Genomic DNA, 17560 nt, shown 5'->3' with positions numbered 1-17560 from the left:
TAGTTGTGGCACGCTTTTTTATAGACCGACCGGTCTTTGCTATAGTGCTGGCAATACTTATTACCTTACTTGGTACTATTGCCGGATTCAGCCTGCCGATTGCTCAATACCCGGATATCACCAAGCCGCATATTGCCGTTAAAACGAATTATGTGGGTGCAAGTGCCGAGGTTGTTGAGGAATCTGTTGCCCAGGCGATCGAACAAAAAGTTAATGGTGTAGAGAATATGCTCTACATGAATTCTACCAGTACCAGCGTAGGCGAATATAATCTTGATGTTTATTTTAACCTCGATAAAAATGCTGACATCGGTTCCGTTGAAGTACAGAACCGTGTATCTCAGGCTTCGTCCTCGATGCCGTCCGAGGTAACCGCTTACGGTGTTACGACCGCTAAAAAATCTGCGGAAACTATTATGTATTTTGCTTTGCATTCACCTGATGGAACCTATGATACGATGTTCCTGACTTCGTATGCAATGACAAACTTTCTGGATGCCTGCAAACGCGTCAAAGGCGTTTCTGATATCAGTATTTTTGGTCAGGAATATGCTATGCGTTTGTGGCTGCAGCCTGATAAAATGGCGCAGCTGGGTGTAACGGCTGATGATGTGGCTAATGCCATCAAAACGCAGAACATCCAGGCTCCTGTAGGGTCCATTGGTACCCGCCCGACTGATGCCGAGCAGGAATTCCAATATTCTGCCAGTGCTCAGGGCCGTCTGTCAACACCTGAGGAATTTGGCAATGTTATAATCCGTTCTAAAAACGGCAGCAATCTGAAACTGAAAGAAATAGCACGTATCGAAGAGGGTGCCCGCAGCGACAATACGGCAGGTTATCTGAACGGCGGTTCTTCCGTTGTTTTCCCTGTTTATTTGACAAGTGATGCGAACGCTCTGGAAACGGTCAATAATATCAAAGCCGTACTGGCCGATGCGGAAACACGTTTCCCGGAAGGCATGGAGCTGACGATAGTTCAGGATAATACCCAGTTCGTACGTGAAGCGCTGGAAAAAGTAGCGCACACCTTCTTTGAAGCGCTGGTACTGGTTATTCTGGTTGTCTTTATTTTCCTGGGCAGCTGGCGCGCAACGCTGATCCCGCTGCTGGCGATCCCGGTCTCTCTGGTCGGTACCTTCGGCGCTTTCGTGCTGATGGGCTTCTCGATCAATACGTTAACGATGTTTGCGATGATCCTGGCTATCGGCCTCGTTGTCGATGACGCGATCGTCGTTGTTGAAGCAGTTGAGCATCATATCCAGGATAACGGCATGACGCCGAAAGAAGCTACTTACCGGGCGATGAAGGAAGTTTCGGGCCCTGTTGTGGCGATCGCTTTCGTCTTGGCGGCAGTATTTATCCCGGTTGCTTTCACCGGCGGTACTGTCGGGCAGCTGTATAAACAGTTTGCTTTGACGATCTCTGTTTCCATGGGTTTATCGGCTGTCGTGGCTTTGTCGCTGACTCCGGCCTTGTGCGCGCTGCTGCTGAAACCGCATGATCAGGACGAGGTCAAAGGCCCGATCGGCAAATTTATCCATAAATTCAATGTCTGGTTTAGTAATACTTTGAGCAAATATGTTAAAAACGTTGAGAAATGTATCCGTCATGCGAAAATCTCGATGGCAGTTTTGCTGATCATGGTCATTATGCTGGGCTGGATTGCAAAAATAACGCCAACAGGTTTTGTTCCTAGTGAAGACCAGGGTTATGCTATCACAGCTTTCAATTTGCCGGAAGGCGCGTCCAGTAACCGTGGCATTCAGGCAATGATGGAACTTGGTAACAAGTTAAAAGCACTTCCTGGTGTAAAATATGTCATGGAGGTTTCCGGCTTCGATATTCTGACTGGAGCTCCGAAATCAAGTGCGGGTCTGATCGTTGCCGCAATGGAAGACTATGATAAACGTACTAACACTGCACAGGAACTGGTACCAAGCATTTATGGCATTGGCGCGCAGATGCCGCAGATCAGCGTTATGGCGTTTGATCCGCCGGCTTTGCCGGGTGCTTCCAGTACCGGCAGCCTAAGCTTGTATCTGATGAATCTGGGCGGCGACGATATGGAACGGATGCAGGAAGTGGCTAACGAATTTCTTGCCAAAGCCAATTCCCGTCCGGAAATCGGTATGGCTTATACTACTTTTAATACCAATACCCCGGTTTATCAGTTCAATGTCGACCGTGCTAAAGCGGAGTCCTTGAATGTACCGGTAGCCAGTGTTTATACTGCGTTGCAGACTTTCCTCGGCGGCAGCGAGATCAATGACTTCAATGCTTTCGGCCGTACCTGGAAGGTAGTTATGCAGGCAGATTCGCAATACCGTACTAATGTCAATGATATGCGTTACTTTTTTGTACGCAGTAATGCCGGCGATATGGTGCCGCTGAATACTCTGGTTACCGACGAGAGTCAGACCAGCTCTGCTACGGTGACCCGTTTCAACGGTGTACGCGCTATTAAGATCGCAGGCAGCCCGGCTGCCGGTTACAGTACCGGTCAGGCTATGACGGCACTGGAGGAAACAGCAGCAGAAATTTTACCGACGACCTATACCTATGAATGGGTCGACCAGAGCCGCGACGAACTTGAAGCAGGCAACAGATCGACGCAGATCTTCATTATCTCGCTGATTTTCGTTTTCCTGTGTCTGGCAGCTTTGTATGAAAGCTGGACTATTCCTCTGGCAGTTATGCTGTCAGTGCCTGTGGCAGCGCTTGGCTGCTTCGGCGCTCAGTATCTGCGTGGTTTGCAGAATGACGTTTATATGCAGATCGGTCTGATCATGCTGATTGGCCTGAATGCTAAAAATGCGATCCTGATCGTAGAATATGCGAAGATGAACATGGAAAATGGCGAGCCGGTAGTTAAAGCTGCTCTTGATGCGGCCAGACTACGTCTGCGTCCAATCCTGATGACATCCTTTGCATTCATTCTTGGCTGCGTGCCTTTGGCTATTGCTACAGGCCCAGGTGCCGGTGCCCGTGTTTCCATGGGTAATGCCGTTGTTGGCGGTATGACTTTTGCCACGATGATCGGTATCTTTATGATTCCGGTACTGTTCGTTGTTGTTGAACGCATTTTCAACAGAAAAAAACACAGTGAAGAATAAAATAAGTATTTTGTAAATAGATAATGTCCCGTCATTTTGATGGGGCATTATTTTTTTGCAGGATTTTTTTTATTTATGTGGTATTAGAAAAGGGTGGCTTAAGATTTTGATAAAATAATTTAGGGGTAAGAGATATGAATGGATTAAAAAATAAAGGTAAGTTTCTCAGAGATGTCTGGCTGCTTACTAAAAGCTATTGGCAGTCGGAGGAAAAGGGCAAGGCCTATTTGCTGCTGACGGCGATCGTGGCACTGACGCTGGGCGTAGTTTATATGCTGGTGCTGCTGAATAAATGGAACAATGCTTTTTATAACGCGCTGCAAAATTATCAGACGGAGCTTATTTTTGACGAATTGATACATTTTGGCTGGCTGGCCGTGATCTATATTATTCTGGCTGTCTATGCCTTTTATTTGCAGCAGGTGCTGGTACTGAACTGGCGCCGTTGGCTGACAAACCGTTATATTGACGAATGGCTGAAAAACAAGACCTATTACCGGATGCAGATGTTTGGCGCTGATACTGATAACCCTGACCAGCGTATCAGCGAGGATGTGCGCCTGTTTGTAGAAATGACGCTGAAATTCAGCATTGGGCTGTTAAAGGCTTTTTGTACTTTTGTTTCCTTTGTTTTTATTTTATACGAACTGTCAGGCGCACTGGATTTCACTTTTGCCGGCATAGCCTGGCATATCGACGGCTATCTGGTCTGGGTAGCATTGATCTATTCTATTGTCGGCACTTGGCTGACGCATCTGGTCGGCAAGAAGCTGGTAGGGCTGAACTTTATCCAGCAACGTTATGAAGCTGATTTTCGTTTCAGTATGATGCGGATGCGCGAAAATGCTGAAAGTGTGGCCTTTTACAGCGGCGAACAGCAGGAGGGCGGCGTCTTTAAAAAACGGTTTAAGCTGCTGCTGGATAATTTCTGGAAAATCGTCGATAAACAAAAACAGCTGGTCTGGCTCAATTCCGGCTATTCTCAGATCGCGATCATTTTTCCGTTCGTAGTGGCCATGCCCCGTTATCTGAGCCGTGAAATAACATTGGGCGGGCTGATGCAGATCGCCAGCGCTTTTGGCAGGGTGCAGGACTCGTTATCGTATTTTGTCGATATGTACGCTTCACTGGCAGAATGGCGGGCAGTCGTTGAACGTCTTACCGGTTTTGGCCTGCATATGCATGAGGTAAAACAGGAAAGTCCGCAGCTTGAGCTGGAACGAATAGAAAGCAGCAACGATACGATCGTTGCTGCAGCTTTACAGGTGGCATTGCCGAATGACAGGATCCTGCTGCAAAATGTCAATTTTACCTTGGAGCCTGGCAGGAATAAAAATATCCTGATCAAAGGCGCCAGCGGCAGTGGTAAAAGTACGCTGCTGCGGTCGATAGCAGGGATCTGGCCCTATGTGCATGGTAAGCTGGAACTGCCGCCTGCCGGACAGCTGATGTTTATTCCGCAAAAACCTTACCTGCCTCTGGGTACTTTAAAAGAGGCGCTGCTTTATCCTGGCAGCCGTCAGAAAACAGATGAAGAGCTGGTAATGCTGCTGGAGCAGTGCAGAATAGGCTATCTGGCCAGAGATCTGTATGTTGAGGCGGACTGGTCCCACGTGCTGAGCGGTGGTGAGCAGCAGCGGCTGGCTTTTGTACGGGCACTGATCTATCAGCCTGCGTGGCTGTTTTTAGATGAAGCTACGTCTGCTTTGGACGAGGAGACGGAAGCAGTGATGTATAAGCTGGTGGAAACTTTGCTGCCGGATACCACCGTGGTCAGCATCGGCCACCGCAGCAGTTTAAGCAGCTTCCATCAAATCGGGCTGTTTATTGATAAGGCGCGGCATAGTGTCAGCGAACAGGAATTGTAAGTGGAAGCCTGGAATTTTGTAAGTAGAGTTTAGTATTTTTTGCTAAAAGAAATTTTTACTTTGCTATGATTTCCTTATATAATAAGCATAGAAGCAGTTTTTCCAGAAAGGAAGTGTAAAAAATGATGCCATTGGAAATAGCCCCCAAGATTTATGATGTAGGTGTTGTGGACTGGGCTGTGCGCGATTTTCACGGTTATAAGACAGAACGCGGTGCTTCATATAATTCATATTTGATCATGGATGAAAAAATCTGCTTGATCGACACGGTCAAAGCCATGTATGCTGATGAGCTGCTGGATAAAATCAGCCGTGTGGTCGATCCTGCCAAGATCGATTACGTAATAGTGAATCATGTAGAGCCCGATCATGCCGGAGCCTTACCGGCGCTGGTCAAAGCGGCTCCGAATGCTAAATTTTTTATCACTGCACAGGGTAAGCCTGAAGCGATCCGTCATTATGGCGATTTATATGATTTTCAGGTCGTCAAGGACGGAGATAAATTATCTCTGGGCAAGCGCGAGCTGACTTTTGTGGCTTTGCCGATGCTGCACTGGCCTGACAGCATGGCGACCTATTGCGCTGAGGACGGGATTTTGTTTTCCAACGATGCTTTTGGTCAGCATTATGCAGCTGCCAAACGCTTTGATGATGAAGTTGATCAGGGCATACTTTTCTATGAAGCCAAGAAATATTTTGCCAATATCCTCTGGCCTTATGCCAGATTGATAGATAAAGCGCTGACGAAAGTGGCGGCTTTAGATCTGAAAATGATCGCTACGGCTCATGGTATCATCTGGCGCAGTCATATCCAGGAGATCATTGCCCGATATGCCGCCTGGGGCAAAGGCGTGAGCGACAGCAGTGTCGTAGTAGCTTATGATACGATGTGGGGCGCAACAGAGCAGATGGCGCGCGCGGTCCTGGAAGGTGTTATCAGTGCCGGCAGTGATGCCGTGCTGCTGCGGATGAACGAAACGCCCAACAGTACAGCTGTTGCCGATCTGTTTGAAGCAGGCGGGCTGATCGTTGGTTCTTCGACTCTGAATAACGGTATGCTGCCGACGCTGGGCAGTTTGCTGGTTTATCTGAAAGGGTTGAAGCCGACAGGTAAAAAAGCGGCGGTCTTTGGTACTTACGGCTGGGCTGGAGGTGCGCAGAAGGATATGGAGGCTTTGCTGACTGAGGCTGGTTTTGAACTGGAACCTGGCTTTACCTGTAAATGGAAAGCGCAGCCTGAAGATTTGGCGGCAGCAAGGCAGCTTGGTTATGAATTTGCTAAAAAGCTGCAAAATAAATAAATTCGTTATTGTAAAGGGTCTGACAGTGAAAGCTGTTGGACCCTTTTATTTTAACAGACCGCAGCGACGACGGCGGTTATACAGCTAGCAGGTAAGTTTAATTTATCTGTTCACTGATAATTCACTTGTCAAAAGTCGAAAAGTCAAATATAATAATAATAAATCGATTACAGGTACAGGCGGATTTTTTCTGCTATACTAAAATACAAGGAAGGTAATTACGATGAGAAATCTTGCGGATGCAATAGAAAATTTCATCATCAGACAGTTGTTAGATGACAGGGAAGACGCTGTTTTAGTGCAGCGTAATGAACTGGCTGATAAACTGTCCTGCGCGCCGTCGCAGATCAGCTATGTGCTGAGTACGCGTTTTACCCCGGAACGGGGATTTATGGTAGAATCAAGACGCGGCAGCGGCGGGTTTGTGCGCATTGTGCGGGTAATGCCTCAGGAACTGCAGGAAGATGATTACGAGCCGACTGTGCAGGATTTGATCGAGCACTGGGCCGCCAATCGTCTGATCAGCAGGCGGGAAAAAACATTGCTGCAGTATATGATGGAAATTTTAGATGCAGATGAACTGAAAAAACGGGCTGTTTTGGAAACGGCCATTACTAAAATGACAGAACAAGAGCGAGGTGAATGAGATGTTATGTCAGAAATGCGGATTAAAAGAAGCTGTGGTCCACGTTGTTTGCGTGGTCAATGATAAACAGATCGATAAATGGTTGTGTTCGGACTGTGTTGAGGAATTGGCGCCGTCCAACTTTTTGTCGGGTACTGTTTTTAACGCCAAAGAATTTTTAGACGGATTGTTGAAACCAAAGTCCAGAGAGGAACAGATCATGAACCGTTTTACAGAACGTGCTAAAGGGATATTAGAAGACGCGATGCGTTTCGCCCTGGATAAAGGGCATGATCATGTAGGAACGGAGCATATCCTGCTGGCGCTGCTGAATGTCGAGAATTGTTTTGCCAAAAAGATTCTGGAAAAACTGGGTGTCGACAACCAGGCTGTGATCAAAGAGCTGGAAAGCTGGATGGAGCCTGCCGGAAGTACGGAGCTGATGATCAATTATACTCCGCGTGCCAAAAGGGCTTTGGAACTGGCTGGCGAAGCTGCTGCGGCGTTTAAGCTGCACTATGTCGGGTCCGAGCATTTACTGCTGGGACTGTTACGTGAAGGTGAAGGCGTAGTCGCGCAGGTTCTGCGCCGGTTTAACGTCACAGCAGAGCAGGTAATGAAGGTCGTGAAGGCTGTTTATGACAATCAGCCTCTGACAGACGGTAATTACAATGCCGGCGACAGCGGTGTTGAGACCAAATGCAATGTTTTGGAAATGCTGTCGGAATTTGGGCGCAATCTCAATCAGCTGGCGGCGGACGGGAAAATAGATCCTGTAGTCGGACGTGAAAAAGAGGTCGAACGCATCATCCAGATTCTGTGCCGCCGTACAAAAAATAATCCGGTGCTGATCGGCGAGTCCGGCGTAGGTAAAACTGCCATTGCCGAAGGTTTGGCGCAGCGGATCGTCGATGGTAATGTTCCGGAACTCCTGCGGGAAAAAATCGTCTTTTCACTGGAGATCGGTTATCTGGTCGCAGGAACCAAGTATCGGGGCGAATTTGAAGAACGCCTGAAAGAGCTGCTGGAAGCAGTAAAGGAAAATAAAAATATCATTCTCTTTATCGATGAATTGCATACTATCATCGGCGCTGGTGCAGCCGAGGGTGCTATCGACGCGGCCAATATCATTAAACCGGCTTTAGCCAGAGGCGAAATGCAGGCTGTTGGTGCTACTACCTTAAACGAGTACCGTAAAAACATTGAAAAAGATGCGGCGCTGGAACGACGCTTCCAACCTATTGTCGTAGGCGCGCCTGACGTTAATGATTCGATTGAGATATTAAAGGGGCTGCGTGATAAATACGAAGCTTTCCACCGCATCCAGATCACGGATGATGCGATTCTGGCGTCGGTACGCTTATCCGACCGTTATATCACTGACCGTAATCTGCCGGACAAAGCTATTGATCTGATGGATGAAGCCTGCTCAAGAGTACGTCTGCAAAGCTACAAGATTTCTGTGCCGCAGCGTGAGCTGGAACAGAAACTGGAAAAGGTGCGCATTGAAAAAGAATCGGCGATCACTCAGCAAATGTATGAACGCGCTGCCGAGCTGCGCGATGCGGAACGTAAGCTGCAGGAACAGCTTGATGACGAACGTCAGGCGCAGCGCGGCGGTTCCAGCAGCAAACTGACTGTAACTGAAGAAGATGTTGCCGAAGTAGTTGCTTCCTGGACCAATATTCCTCTGCGAAAGCTGACCGAAGGGGAGTCGCAAAGGCTGATCCATTTGGAAGAGGCGCTGCATGAACGGGTAGTTGGGCAGAATGCGGCTGTTGACGCCGTAGCGAAAGCTATTCGCAGGGCCAGAGCCGGCTTTAAGGATAAAAATCGCCCTGTGGGGTCGTTTTTGTTCCTGGGGCCGACCGGCGTAGGTAAAACAGAGCTGGCGAAAGCACTGGCTGAGAACCTTTTTGGTGACGAACGAGCTTTGATCAGATTCGATATGTCTGAATATATGGAGAAACATACTACTTCACGTCTGGTAGGCGCGCCTCCGGGCTATGTAGGCTATGAAGAAGGCGGGCAGCTGACGGATGTTGTGCGTCGGCGTCCGTATTCGGTAATTTTGCTGGACGAAATCGAAAAAGCGCATCCCGATGTTTTCAATCTGCTGCTGCAGATCATGGAAGACGGACGACTGACGGACGGACAGGGACGCACCGTCGATTTTAAAAATGCTGTGATTATTATGACCAGCAACGCCGGTGCCAGGGCTTTACTGGACAGTAAACCGCTGGGGTTTGCGGCTGGTGAGCAGCAGGTCAGTGACGGCCGTAAAAATGCGGTGCTGGAAGAAGTAAAAAGGATCTTCCGGCCTGAATTTTTAAACCGTATTGATGAGATTTTGGTCTTTGACCCGCTTGGTGAAGCAGAGCTGCAGCAGATCGTTGAGCAGATGCTCAAAGAGCTTTCCGGCCGTCTGCAGGAAAACGGCCTTGGGATCAAGGTTAGTGACGAAGCAAAAGCTGAGCTTTTAAAAGCAGGGAAAGATACACGCTATGGCGCCCGTCCTTTGCGCCGGGCTTTAAGAAAGCTGGTGGAGGACCCTGTTTCCGATTTGTATCTGGCGGCAGAATTAAAGCGCGGCGATACGATTTTGACGCGTACGGATGCTGCGGGCAAGATTTATTTTGATAAAGAAGAAGCGCACAAGGAAGAAGTTCTGGTTGCAGCTGGAGAGGAACGTCCATAATGGCCAAACCGAAAATACGTTTCGTTTGTCAAGCCTGTGGCTATGCGACTGCTAAATGGCTGGGTAAATGCCCGGAATGTGGGCAGTGGGACAGTTTTGTCGAAGAGCTGGAGACGCCTGAGCGCCCCGGGCAGAGTTATCTGCCTGTGGGAGAAACGGCGAAGCCCAAACCTCTGCAGCAGGTAGCAGAACAGTCTGTCAGCCGTTTGCAGACGGGGATCCGCGAATTTGATCGTGTGCTTGGCGGCGGTATCGTTCCCGGCAGTCTTGTTTTGTTGGGCGGCGATCCTGGTATCGGCAAATCGACGATGCTTTTGGATGCCGGTATGAAGTTCAGCCGGAACAATATCAAGGTATTGTATGTTTCGGGTGAAGAATCAGAGGCGCAGACCGCGATGCGGGCAAGGCGCCTGGGCAGCAGCGGTGATAACCTGCTGGTGATGACTGCCACTGATTTGAATACGATTTTACTGCAGGCGCAGGAAGTGCAGCCGGCATTATTGGTGATCGATTCGATCCAGACCATGTACAACAGCGAGCTGCCAACTGCTGCCGGCAGTGTTGGTCAGGTACGTGAATGTACGGCCAAGTTACTGCGCTTTGCTAAAACCAGCGGCATTGCGGTGTTGATTATCGGCCATGTGACTAAAGACGGCAATATTGCCGGGCCGCGGCTGCTGGAACATATGGTTGATGTGGTGCTGCAGTTTGAGGGCGACCGCTCTTATTCCTTCAGGGTGCTGCGCGCTTTGAAAAACCGCTTTGGCTCAACTAACGAGAGTGGCATTTTCTCCATGGAAGCCAGCGGCTTACAGGAAATCAGTAACCCGGCAGGCCTGTTTCTGGAAGAGCGCAGCAGCGATGCTTCCGGTTCGGTCGTCTGTGCCTGTCTGGAAGGCAACAGGCCCATTTTGGTAGAAATGCAGGCACTGGTTGCCAAAACGCCTTATGGCATGCCAAGACGTACAGCAGTTGGTTTTGATTATAACAGGGTCACGATGCTGCTGGCGATTCTGGAACGCCGCTTAGGCATGGATTTTGGCGCTTATGACGCCTATGTTAATGTAGTCGGCGGGATGAAGGTCACGGAACCTGCTGCGGATCTGGCCGTGGCGTCTGCGTTGGTATCAAGTTATAGGAACCGGCCAATTCCGCATGGCGTACTTGTCATGGGTGAAGTCGGCCTTACAGGAGAAGTGCGCCGGATCGGTTCGCCGGAAAGACGTATTAAGGATGCGATGAATCTTGGCTTTAAAAAATTTATCGTACCGGCAGGGAAACTGTCTTTAGAAGAACCCTGTCGTGGTATTGTGCAGGTTAAAACTTTAGAAGAAGCACTGGATGCTGTTTTTGCTTAAAGGAGCGGAGATTTCTCCGCTCCTTTATTTATTTTTAAATAAAAGTAGAATTTTTAGATAAAAATGATTGACACAAATATGGAGCTATGATAAAATTATAAAATTTGACAAAAATAATAAGAGGTGTTAAAATTAATATACGTAAAAAATAGTGTGTTCCTTAGGAGGGCAGAAGATGTTTGCAGCAGGAGATAAAGTCGTATATCCGATGCACGGCGCCGGAGTAGTAAAAACAATAGAAAAGCGTGAACGTGACGGTCAAAGCGTCGATTATCTGATTCTGGCAATGCTTCTGGGCGAGATGAAGGTCATGGTGCCGGTTGACAGCGTAGAGCGTGTTGGGCTGCGTCATGTTATTGAAACTGAGGACATCGATGCCGTTGAAAAGGTTTTGGAAGAACGGCCTGATGATTATAACAAAAGTATTACCTGGAACAGACGCTTTAATATGTATCTGGAAAAAATGAAGAGCGGTAATGTTTTTGAAGTTGCCGATGTGATAAGGACATTGCAGGTACAGGAAAATGAAAAAAAATTATCTACCGGTGAGCGTAGATTATTAGGTACGGCCAGACAGATATTGATCAGCGAAGTGATGCTTGTCAAAAATGCTGAGCAGCAGGATATTGAAAACTGGCTGAATAAGTTTTTTTAGTGAAATACGTCGGAAAATCCGACGTATTTTATTTTTTTGCTGTTTTTAATACGGAAATTGTAGTAAAATATTATATTATCCACATTATTTCAGGAAAGGAGGTGCGAAGATGTTAAACAGAATTTTAAAGCTGACCATTGTCGTTGTATTTGCGCTTACCGGACTCATACTTACTGAATATTTACTGCCTTATATTTCGGATTTTTTTGGTTACGATCTTTATGACAATGGCTTTTTTGGAATAGCTTTGGCTACTATTGTTTCAGGTGCCGTAGGCATTTTTGTTTTTGGTGGACTTGGTGTGGCGGTAGCGCCGGTGCTTATTTATCATATTATGGGCTATACGGAGCGGATGGCAATCGTTTTGTCCAAGGTGCCGACCAGTGATATTTTTGTTATGACTCTTGGCATAGGCATTGGTTTGATTTTGGCTAATCTTTTAGGGGGGCCTTTTTCGCATTTGCCGATCATCGGCCCTTATATACCTTTGATTTTCAGTCTGGTACTTTCTATTATCGGTGCGAAAGTGGCACTGAGGAAGCATAAGGATATCGTGGGCTTTTTTAACCGCAGTATACCCAGTCTGAAAGGGGCTGTAAAACCGGCCGCTGTTAAATCGCTGGCTATGAGCGACAGACTGTACAGCAAAAATAAATTGCTGGACACCAGCGTCATTATTGACGGACGTATTATTGACATTCTCAAAACAGGCTTTCTGGAAGGGCGTTTGATCGTTCCTAATTTCGTTTTGGAAGAATTGCAGAAGCTGGCTGACTCATCTGATAATCTGAAACGGGCTAAAGGGCGTCGTGGTTTGGATCTGATTCAGGAGATCCAGCAGGGCAATAAGGAGCAGTTACTGGTAGAAGATACTGATTTCGAAGATTTGAACGAAGTCGATGCCAAACTGGTCAAGCTGGCCAAACAGACGGATGCCGTGATTATCACTAATGATTTTAATCTGAATAAAGTTGCTGAGATACAGGGCGTAAACGTACTCAATATCAATGATCTGGCTAACGCTATCAAGCCGGTGGTGCTGCCGGGCGAAGAAATGAATGTTTTTATCGTAAAAGACGGCAAGGAAAATAACCAGGGTGTAGCTTATCTTGAAGACGGTACGATGATCGTTATTGAAGGCGGCAAAAAGCTGGTTGGTGAAAATACGTCGGTAGTAGTAACTTCTGTACTGCAGACTTCGGCAGGCAGAATGATTTTTGCAAAACTGAAATAACTCACGGGGGCGTTTATGGAGAAAATCGTGACGATAGTTCCGGCTGCCGGGTTGGGAAGTCGTTTAGGATTAGGGAAGAATAAGGCTTTTGCCAGGGTAGGTGGTTTGCCGCTTTTGGTGCAGTGTCTGAGGATGCTGGCAGACACAGACTGCGTGAGCAGGGTTATCGCGGTGGTTCGGCCGCAGGAAGTAGAGGAAGCAGAGCTGCTGCTGAGGGAATACCATGAGAAGTATTATCCGCAGCTACCTTTTTGCGTCGTTGCAGGGGGGAAGGAGCGACAGGATTCTGTTGCCAATGCTCTGGCGACCGTTACGGAAACGGAGGGCTATATAGCTGTGCATGACGGCGCCCGTCCGTTTGCAGGTCGGGAGGTCTTTGCAAGGGTGTTAAAAGCGGCTGCCTGTAGCGGGGCGGCTATTGCTGCAGTACCTGTAAAGGACACGATCAAGGTTGTTGATGCAGATGGTATCGTACAGGCGACGCCTGTACGTGATGCGCTGCGTGCGGTACAGACACCGCAGATCTTTAAAATCAGCGTTTTAAAGCAGGCGTACGAGCTTTTGCGAAAACAGCCTGGGAATGTAACTGATGATGCTTCCCTGGTGGAGCGTTTAGGGATAGCTGTTGCGGTTGCTGAAGGCAGCTATGAGAATATTAAGATCACAACGCCGGAAGATTTGCTTCTGGCAGAAAATTTATGTAAAAGCAGAGGGCTTGTGGGATGACAGAAAGAAGTAATAACTGGCCGCAGTTTCGAGTAGGTTGTGGTTATGATGTACATAAACTGGCTGCCGGCCGTAAATTGATTTTATGCGGAGTCGAGCTCCCTTATGAATTGGGTCTGTTAGGCCATTCTGATGCCGATGTGGCTCTGCACGCGCTGATGGATGCTTTGCTTGGCGCGGCTGGGCTGGGTGATATTGGCAGGCATTTTCCAGATACGGATATGCAGTTTAAAGATGCTGACAGTATGCTGCTGTTGAGGCGGGTGGTCAAGCTGCTGCATGAGCAGGGCTGGCTGGTAAATAATGCCGATGTGACGATTATGGCGCAGCAGCCAAAGCTTGCACCCTACATTGAACAGATGGCGGTGAATATTGCCCGGGAAATGCGTATCGAGCGGTCTGCTGTCAATGTGAAAGCGACAACGACAGAAAAGCTGGGCTTTGTTGGACGTGGGGAAGGCATGGCTTCTGAAGCTGTGGTAAGTATCATCAGAGGTTGATGTACGTAGCATGCCGTTATGGCGCTGAGTACTCATATTGCTTTTATGGTGTATAATATACAAGATAAGTATTTTTGGAGGGATCATTCTAATGTCTAATGAAATCAGAGTAAGATTTGCACCGAGTCCGACCGGACCGTTCCATATCGGCGGCGCTCGCAGCGCTTTGTTCAACTGGCTGTTTGCCAGGAAAATGGGCGGCAAGCTTGTTTTACGTATCGAGGATACTGACCTTGAGCGTTCCAGCCGCGAATCTGAAGAGAATATCAAGGCTGCGTTAAAATGGCTGGGGCTAAACTGGGATGAAGGTATCGACGTAGGCGGTGAATATGGCCCGTATCGTCAAACAGAGCGCCTGGAGCTTTATAAAAAGTATACTGATCAGCTGTTGGCTGAAGGTAAGGCCTACTATTGTTATTGCACCGACGAAGAACTGGAGGCCGAACGACAGGCTTTGTCGGCGAAAGGGCAAATGCCTCGTTATATGGGCAAATGCCGCAATCTTACTTCTGAACAAAAAGCACAGTATGAAGCTGAAGGACGCAAACCTACCGTACGTTTCAGAGTGCCTGCCGATCAGCAGATACTTGTTCGCGACATGGTGCGCGGTGATGTTGTTTTTGATTCCAATGGGATCGGTGATTTTGTCATCGTCAAATCCGATGGTATTCCTACTTATAATTATGCCGTTGTTATTGACGATGCTTTGATGAAAATTTCGCACGTTATACGTGCTGAAGAGCATTTATCCAATACTCCGCGTCAATGTCTTATTTATGATGCGCTGGGCTTTGAAAAGCCTACTTTTGGCCATATTTCCCTGATCCTGGGTAAGGATCGTACCAAGATGTCCAAGCGCCATGGCGCTACCTCTGTCGATCAGTATCGTCAATTGGGTTATCTGCCGGAAGGCATTGATAATTTTCTGGCTTTGCTGGGCTGGGCGCCGAACAGCGAACAGGAGATTTTCAGTATGGAAGAATTGATTCAGGCTTTCTCGATGGATCATGTTGCTAAAAATCCTGCTGTTTTTGAAATCGACAAGCTGAACTGGATCAACCAGCATTATATGCGCCAGCTGGATGCTGAGGCTTTCTTTGAGGCTGCTAAACCGCACATGCTCGCTGCAGGTTATATGACTGGCGACGAGAGCGGTGCCAAGCTGGAATGGCTCAAACGTGTCGTTGCTACTGCCAAAGAGCATGTTGCTTTTGCTGCGCAGATCCCTGAATGCGTCGCGATGTATTTCAGCGATGAATTTGAATTTGAAAATGCAGAGGCTGCTGCCGTATTGCAGGAAGAGTCTGTACCGACAGTGATGAAAATGCTGTTTGAAGAATTGCCTAAACTGGAAGTTTTAGATGGTCCTGCCGTAAAAGCGACCTTCAAAGCTATCCAAAAAGCTACTAAACTGGGCGGCAAAGCTGTATTTATGCCGATCCGCGTCGCTTTGACAGGAAATCAGCATGGACCGGAGCTGGCAGAAATGGTGCCGCTGCTGGGGTTGGAACGTACAGAAGCCAGAATTAGAGCAAGCCTTGCCAAGGCAGGCATCACTCTGTAAAGGAGAGCTTAGAATGACGATTAAAGTTTATAATACTCTGACCAAACAAAAAGAAGAGTTCGTGCCGGTACATCCTGGTAAAGCCAATATTTATGTCTGCGGCGTCACTCCCTATAATCATCCGCATATCGGCAACGCCCGTCCGTTTGTGACCTGGGACGTTATCCGCCGTTTTCTGGAGCATGAAGGCTACGACGTACTGCATGTGCAGAACTTTACAGATGTCGATGATAAAATAATCAATACCGCCAATAAAGAGGGCGTTTTGTGGAGTGACATCTGCGGACGTTATATCGACGCTTATTTTGAAGTAATGGATAAGCTTAATGTACGCCGTGCGCATGTTTATCCGCGTGTTTCCGAGCATATGGAAGAAATCATTGCAACGGTACAAACGCTGATCGACCGCGGTTATGCGTACGAAATGGATGGCGATGTTTATTACAGCGTTGAAAAATTTGAGCATTATGGCGAGCTTTCCGGTCGTAATCTGGAAGATATGATGGCCGGTGCCCGCGTTGATGTCAACGATAAAAAGCATAATCCCATGGACTTTGCCTTGTGGAAGGCTGCCAAACCCGGGGAACCTTCCTGGAGCAGTCCCTGGGGTGAAGGACGTCCTGGCTGGCATATCGAATGTTCGACTATGAGCATGAAATATTTAGGGGAGACCTTTGATTTTCATGGCGGCGGCAGTGATCTGATCTTCCCGCATCATGAGAACGAGATCGCGCAGTCTGAAGGCTGCACTGGCTGTCATCCCTTTGTTAAATACTGGCTGCATAACGGTTTTATTACTGTTAATGAAGAAAAAATGTCGAAATCACTGGGCAATTTCTTTATGGTTATTGATATTCTCGAACATTACGAGCCGGAAACACTGCGCTTTTTTATCCTTTCCACACATTACCGCAGTCCGCTGGATTTCAGTGATGAACGTCTGGCTGAAGCGCAGCGCAGTTTGTCAAGGCTGAAAACGGCCCGGGAAAACCTGCAGGCCCTTACTGCTTTAATGAATGCCGGACCTACGGAAGAAAGTCTGGCGCTGCGGAAGAAGGCTTTGGAGCTGCGCGGCGAGTTTATGGAAGCTATGCGTGATGATTTTAATACAGCTCTCGCCATCAGCCATATGTTTGCGTTGGCTAAGGAGATCAATATTTATCAGCAGAGCATCATCAGCAGCGGTAGTAAGCCAGATGGAAAGCTGGTAGCCATTCTGCAGAACGTATTTGCGGAAATGTGCTCGATCATCGGTGTGCTGGAAACAGTTTCCTGTGCTGCTGAAGCTGAGGGTAACGGTTTGGAAGAACAGCTGATGGAGATGCTTATTGCCATGCGCCAGGAAGCAAGAAGCAATAAGGACTATGCTCAGGCCGATGCTTTACGCAATAAGCTGAGTGAACTGGGCATTGTTCTGGAAGATACGCCTCAGGGCGTACGTTGGAAAAAACAGTGAAGTTTGAACAATATCAGCAAATAAAAGCTCATGCTCTGGCAGCCTGTACGGCTGCCGGGCTGACTTATGGAGAACCGAAACAACTGAATCCGATACTGTTGGCGTATATCGGGGACGTTGTTTTTTCTCTTTATGTACGCCTGCGGCTGTTGCCGACGTCAGGGCAAGTACGCGTCATACACGATCTGGGTTCCAAAATGGTGTCGGCGGTAATGCAGGCAAAGGCTATGGAGGATTTGCTGCCGGATTTGACGGAAGAAGAGGCTTATATCGCCAAACGTGGCCGCAATACTAAATCAATGGTGCCTAAAAGTGCTTCCGTGCATGAATACCGCATGGGAACAGCATTTGAAGCATTGCTGGGCTGGTTGTTTTTGAGCAATAAGGAAGAACGGCTGGAGGAAATACTGGAACGTTCTTTTATGATTATTTCAGAGACCATGCAGAAGAAAGGGTGAA

Annotated in this window: 13 protein-coding genes; all 13 read left to right on the top strand. The window is 47.9% G+C overall.

The window, feature by feature from the left end; all coding sequences use genetic code 11:
* Positions 1 to 5: 5 nt before the first annotated feature.
* The gene (locus tag Q4G98_RS08470) at positions 6 to 3116 is read left to right on the top strand and encodes an efflux RND transporter permease subunit (protein ID WP_298564732.1); all 3111 of its coding nucleotides are present in this window, start codon (positions 6 to 8) and stop codon (positions 3114 to 3116) included.
* Between the two features lie 134 nt (positions 3117 to 3250).
* Positions 3251 to 4984, top strand: coding sequence for an ABC transporter ATP-binding protein/permease (locus Q4G98_RS08465; protein WP_298564734.1), 1734 nt, complete (start codon positions 3251 to 3253; stop codon positions 4982 to 4984).
* A 122-nt stretch (positions 4985 to 5106) separates the two neighbouring features.
* On the top strand, positions 5107 to 6285 hold the full coding sequence (locus Q4G98_RS08460; protein WP_298564736.1) for an FprA family A-type flavoprotein: 1179 nt from the start codon (positions 5107 to 5109) through the stop codon (positions 6283 to 6285).
* A gap of 223 nt (positions 6286 to 6508) precedes the next feature.
* Positions 6509 to 6931, top strand: a complete 423-nt coding sequence (locus Q4G98_RS08455; RefSeq protein WP_293720270.1) for a CtsR family transcriptional regulator — start codon at positions 6509 to 6511, stop codon at positions 6929 to 6931.
* A 196-nt stretch (positions 6932 to 7127) separates the two neighbouring features.
* Complete coding sequence (locus Q4G98_RS08450) at positions 7128 to 9608, top strand: ATP-dependent Clp protease ATP-binding subunit (protein WP_367949981.1); 2481 nt, start codon at positions 7128 to 7130, stop codon at positions 9606 to 9608.
* A complete protein-coding gene (gene radA, locus Q4G98_RS08445; RefSeq protein WP_293545061.1) occupies positions 9608 to 10966 on the top strand; it encodes a DNA repair protein RadA in 1359 nt (452 codons plus the stop codon). Before Q4G98_RS08450 ends, radA begins: the two co-directional genes overlap by 1 nt.
* A 175-nt stretch (positions 10967 to 11141) precedes the next feature.
* Positions 11142 to 11621, top strand: a complete 480-nt coding sequence (locus Q4G98_RS08440; protein ID WP_177561054.1) for a CarD family transcriptional regulator — start codon at positions 11142 to 11144, stop codon at positions 11619 to 11621.
* 109 nt (positions 11622 to 11730) lie between these two features.
* A complete protein-coding gene (locus Q4G98_RS08435) occupies positions 11731 to 12855 on the top strand; it encodes a PIN/TRAM domain-containing protein (RefSeq protein ID WP_298564741.1) in 1125 nt (374 codons plus the stop codon).
* Between the two features lie 15 nt (positions 12856 to 12870).
* Positions 12871 to 13581: a 2-C-methyl-D-erythritol 4-phosphate cytidylyltransferase gene (ispD, locus tag Q4G98_RS08430; protein WP_293720276.1), complete on the top strand. Its 711-nt coding sequence runs from the start codon at positions 12871 to 12873 to the stop codon at positions 13579 to 13581.
* The gene (gene ispF, locus Q4G98_RS08425) at positions 13578 to 14081 is read left to right on the top strand and encodes a 2-C-methyl-D-erythritol 2,4-cyclodiphosphate synthase (RefSeq protein ID WP_293720278.1); all 504 of its coding nucleotides are present in this window, start codon (positions 13578 to 13580) and stop codon (positions 14079 to 14081) included. Before ispD ends, ispF begins: the two co-directional genes overlap by 4 nt.
* A gap of 91 nt (positions 14082 to 14172) precedes the next feature.
* Positions 14173 to 15645, top strand: a complete 1473-nt coding sequence (gene gltX / locus Q4G98_RS08420; protein ID WP_301961922.1) for a glutamate--tRNA ligase — start codon at positions 14173 to 14175, stop codon at positions 15643 to 15645.
* 13 nt (positions 15646 to 15658) lie between these two features.
* Positions 15659 to 17101: a cysteine--tRNA ligase gene (gene cysS, locus Q4G98_RS08415; RefSeq protein WP_177561059.1), complete on the top strand. Its 1443-nt coding sequence runs from the start codon at positions 15659 to 15661 to the stop codon at positions 17099 to 17101.
* Positions 17086 to 17559 carry a Mini-ribonuclease 3 gene (locus Q4G98_RS08410; RefSeq protein ID WP_298564745.1) on the top strand — a complete coding sequence of 158 codons (474 nt, stop codon included), beginning with the start codon at positions 17086 to 17088 and terminating at the stop codon, positions 17557 to 17559. The genes cysS and Q4G98_RS08410 overlap by 16 nt, the downstream gene beginning before the upstream one ends.
* Position 17560 lies beyond the last annotated feature (1 nt).

The organism is uncultured Phascolarctobacterium sp. (assembly GCF_958349595.1).
Lineage (GTDB): Bacteria > Bacillota > Negativicutes > Acidaminococcales > Acidaminococcaceae > Phascolarctobacterium.
The sequence above is the reverse complement of the archived record's forward strand: the minus strand, read 5'-3'. Positions and strand labels throughout refer to the sequence as shown.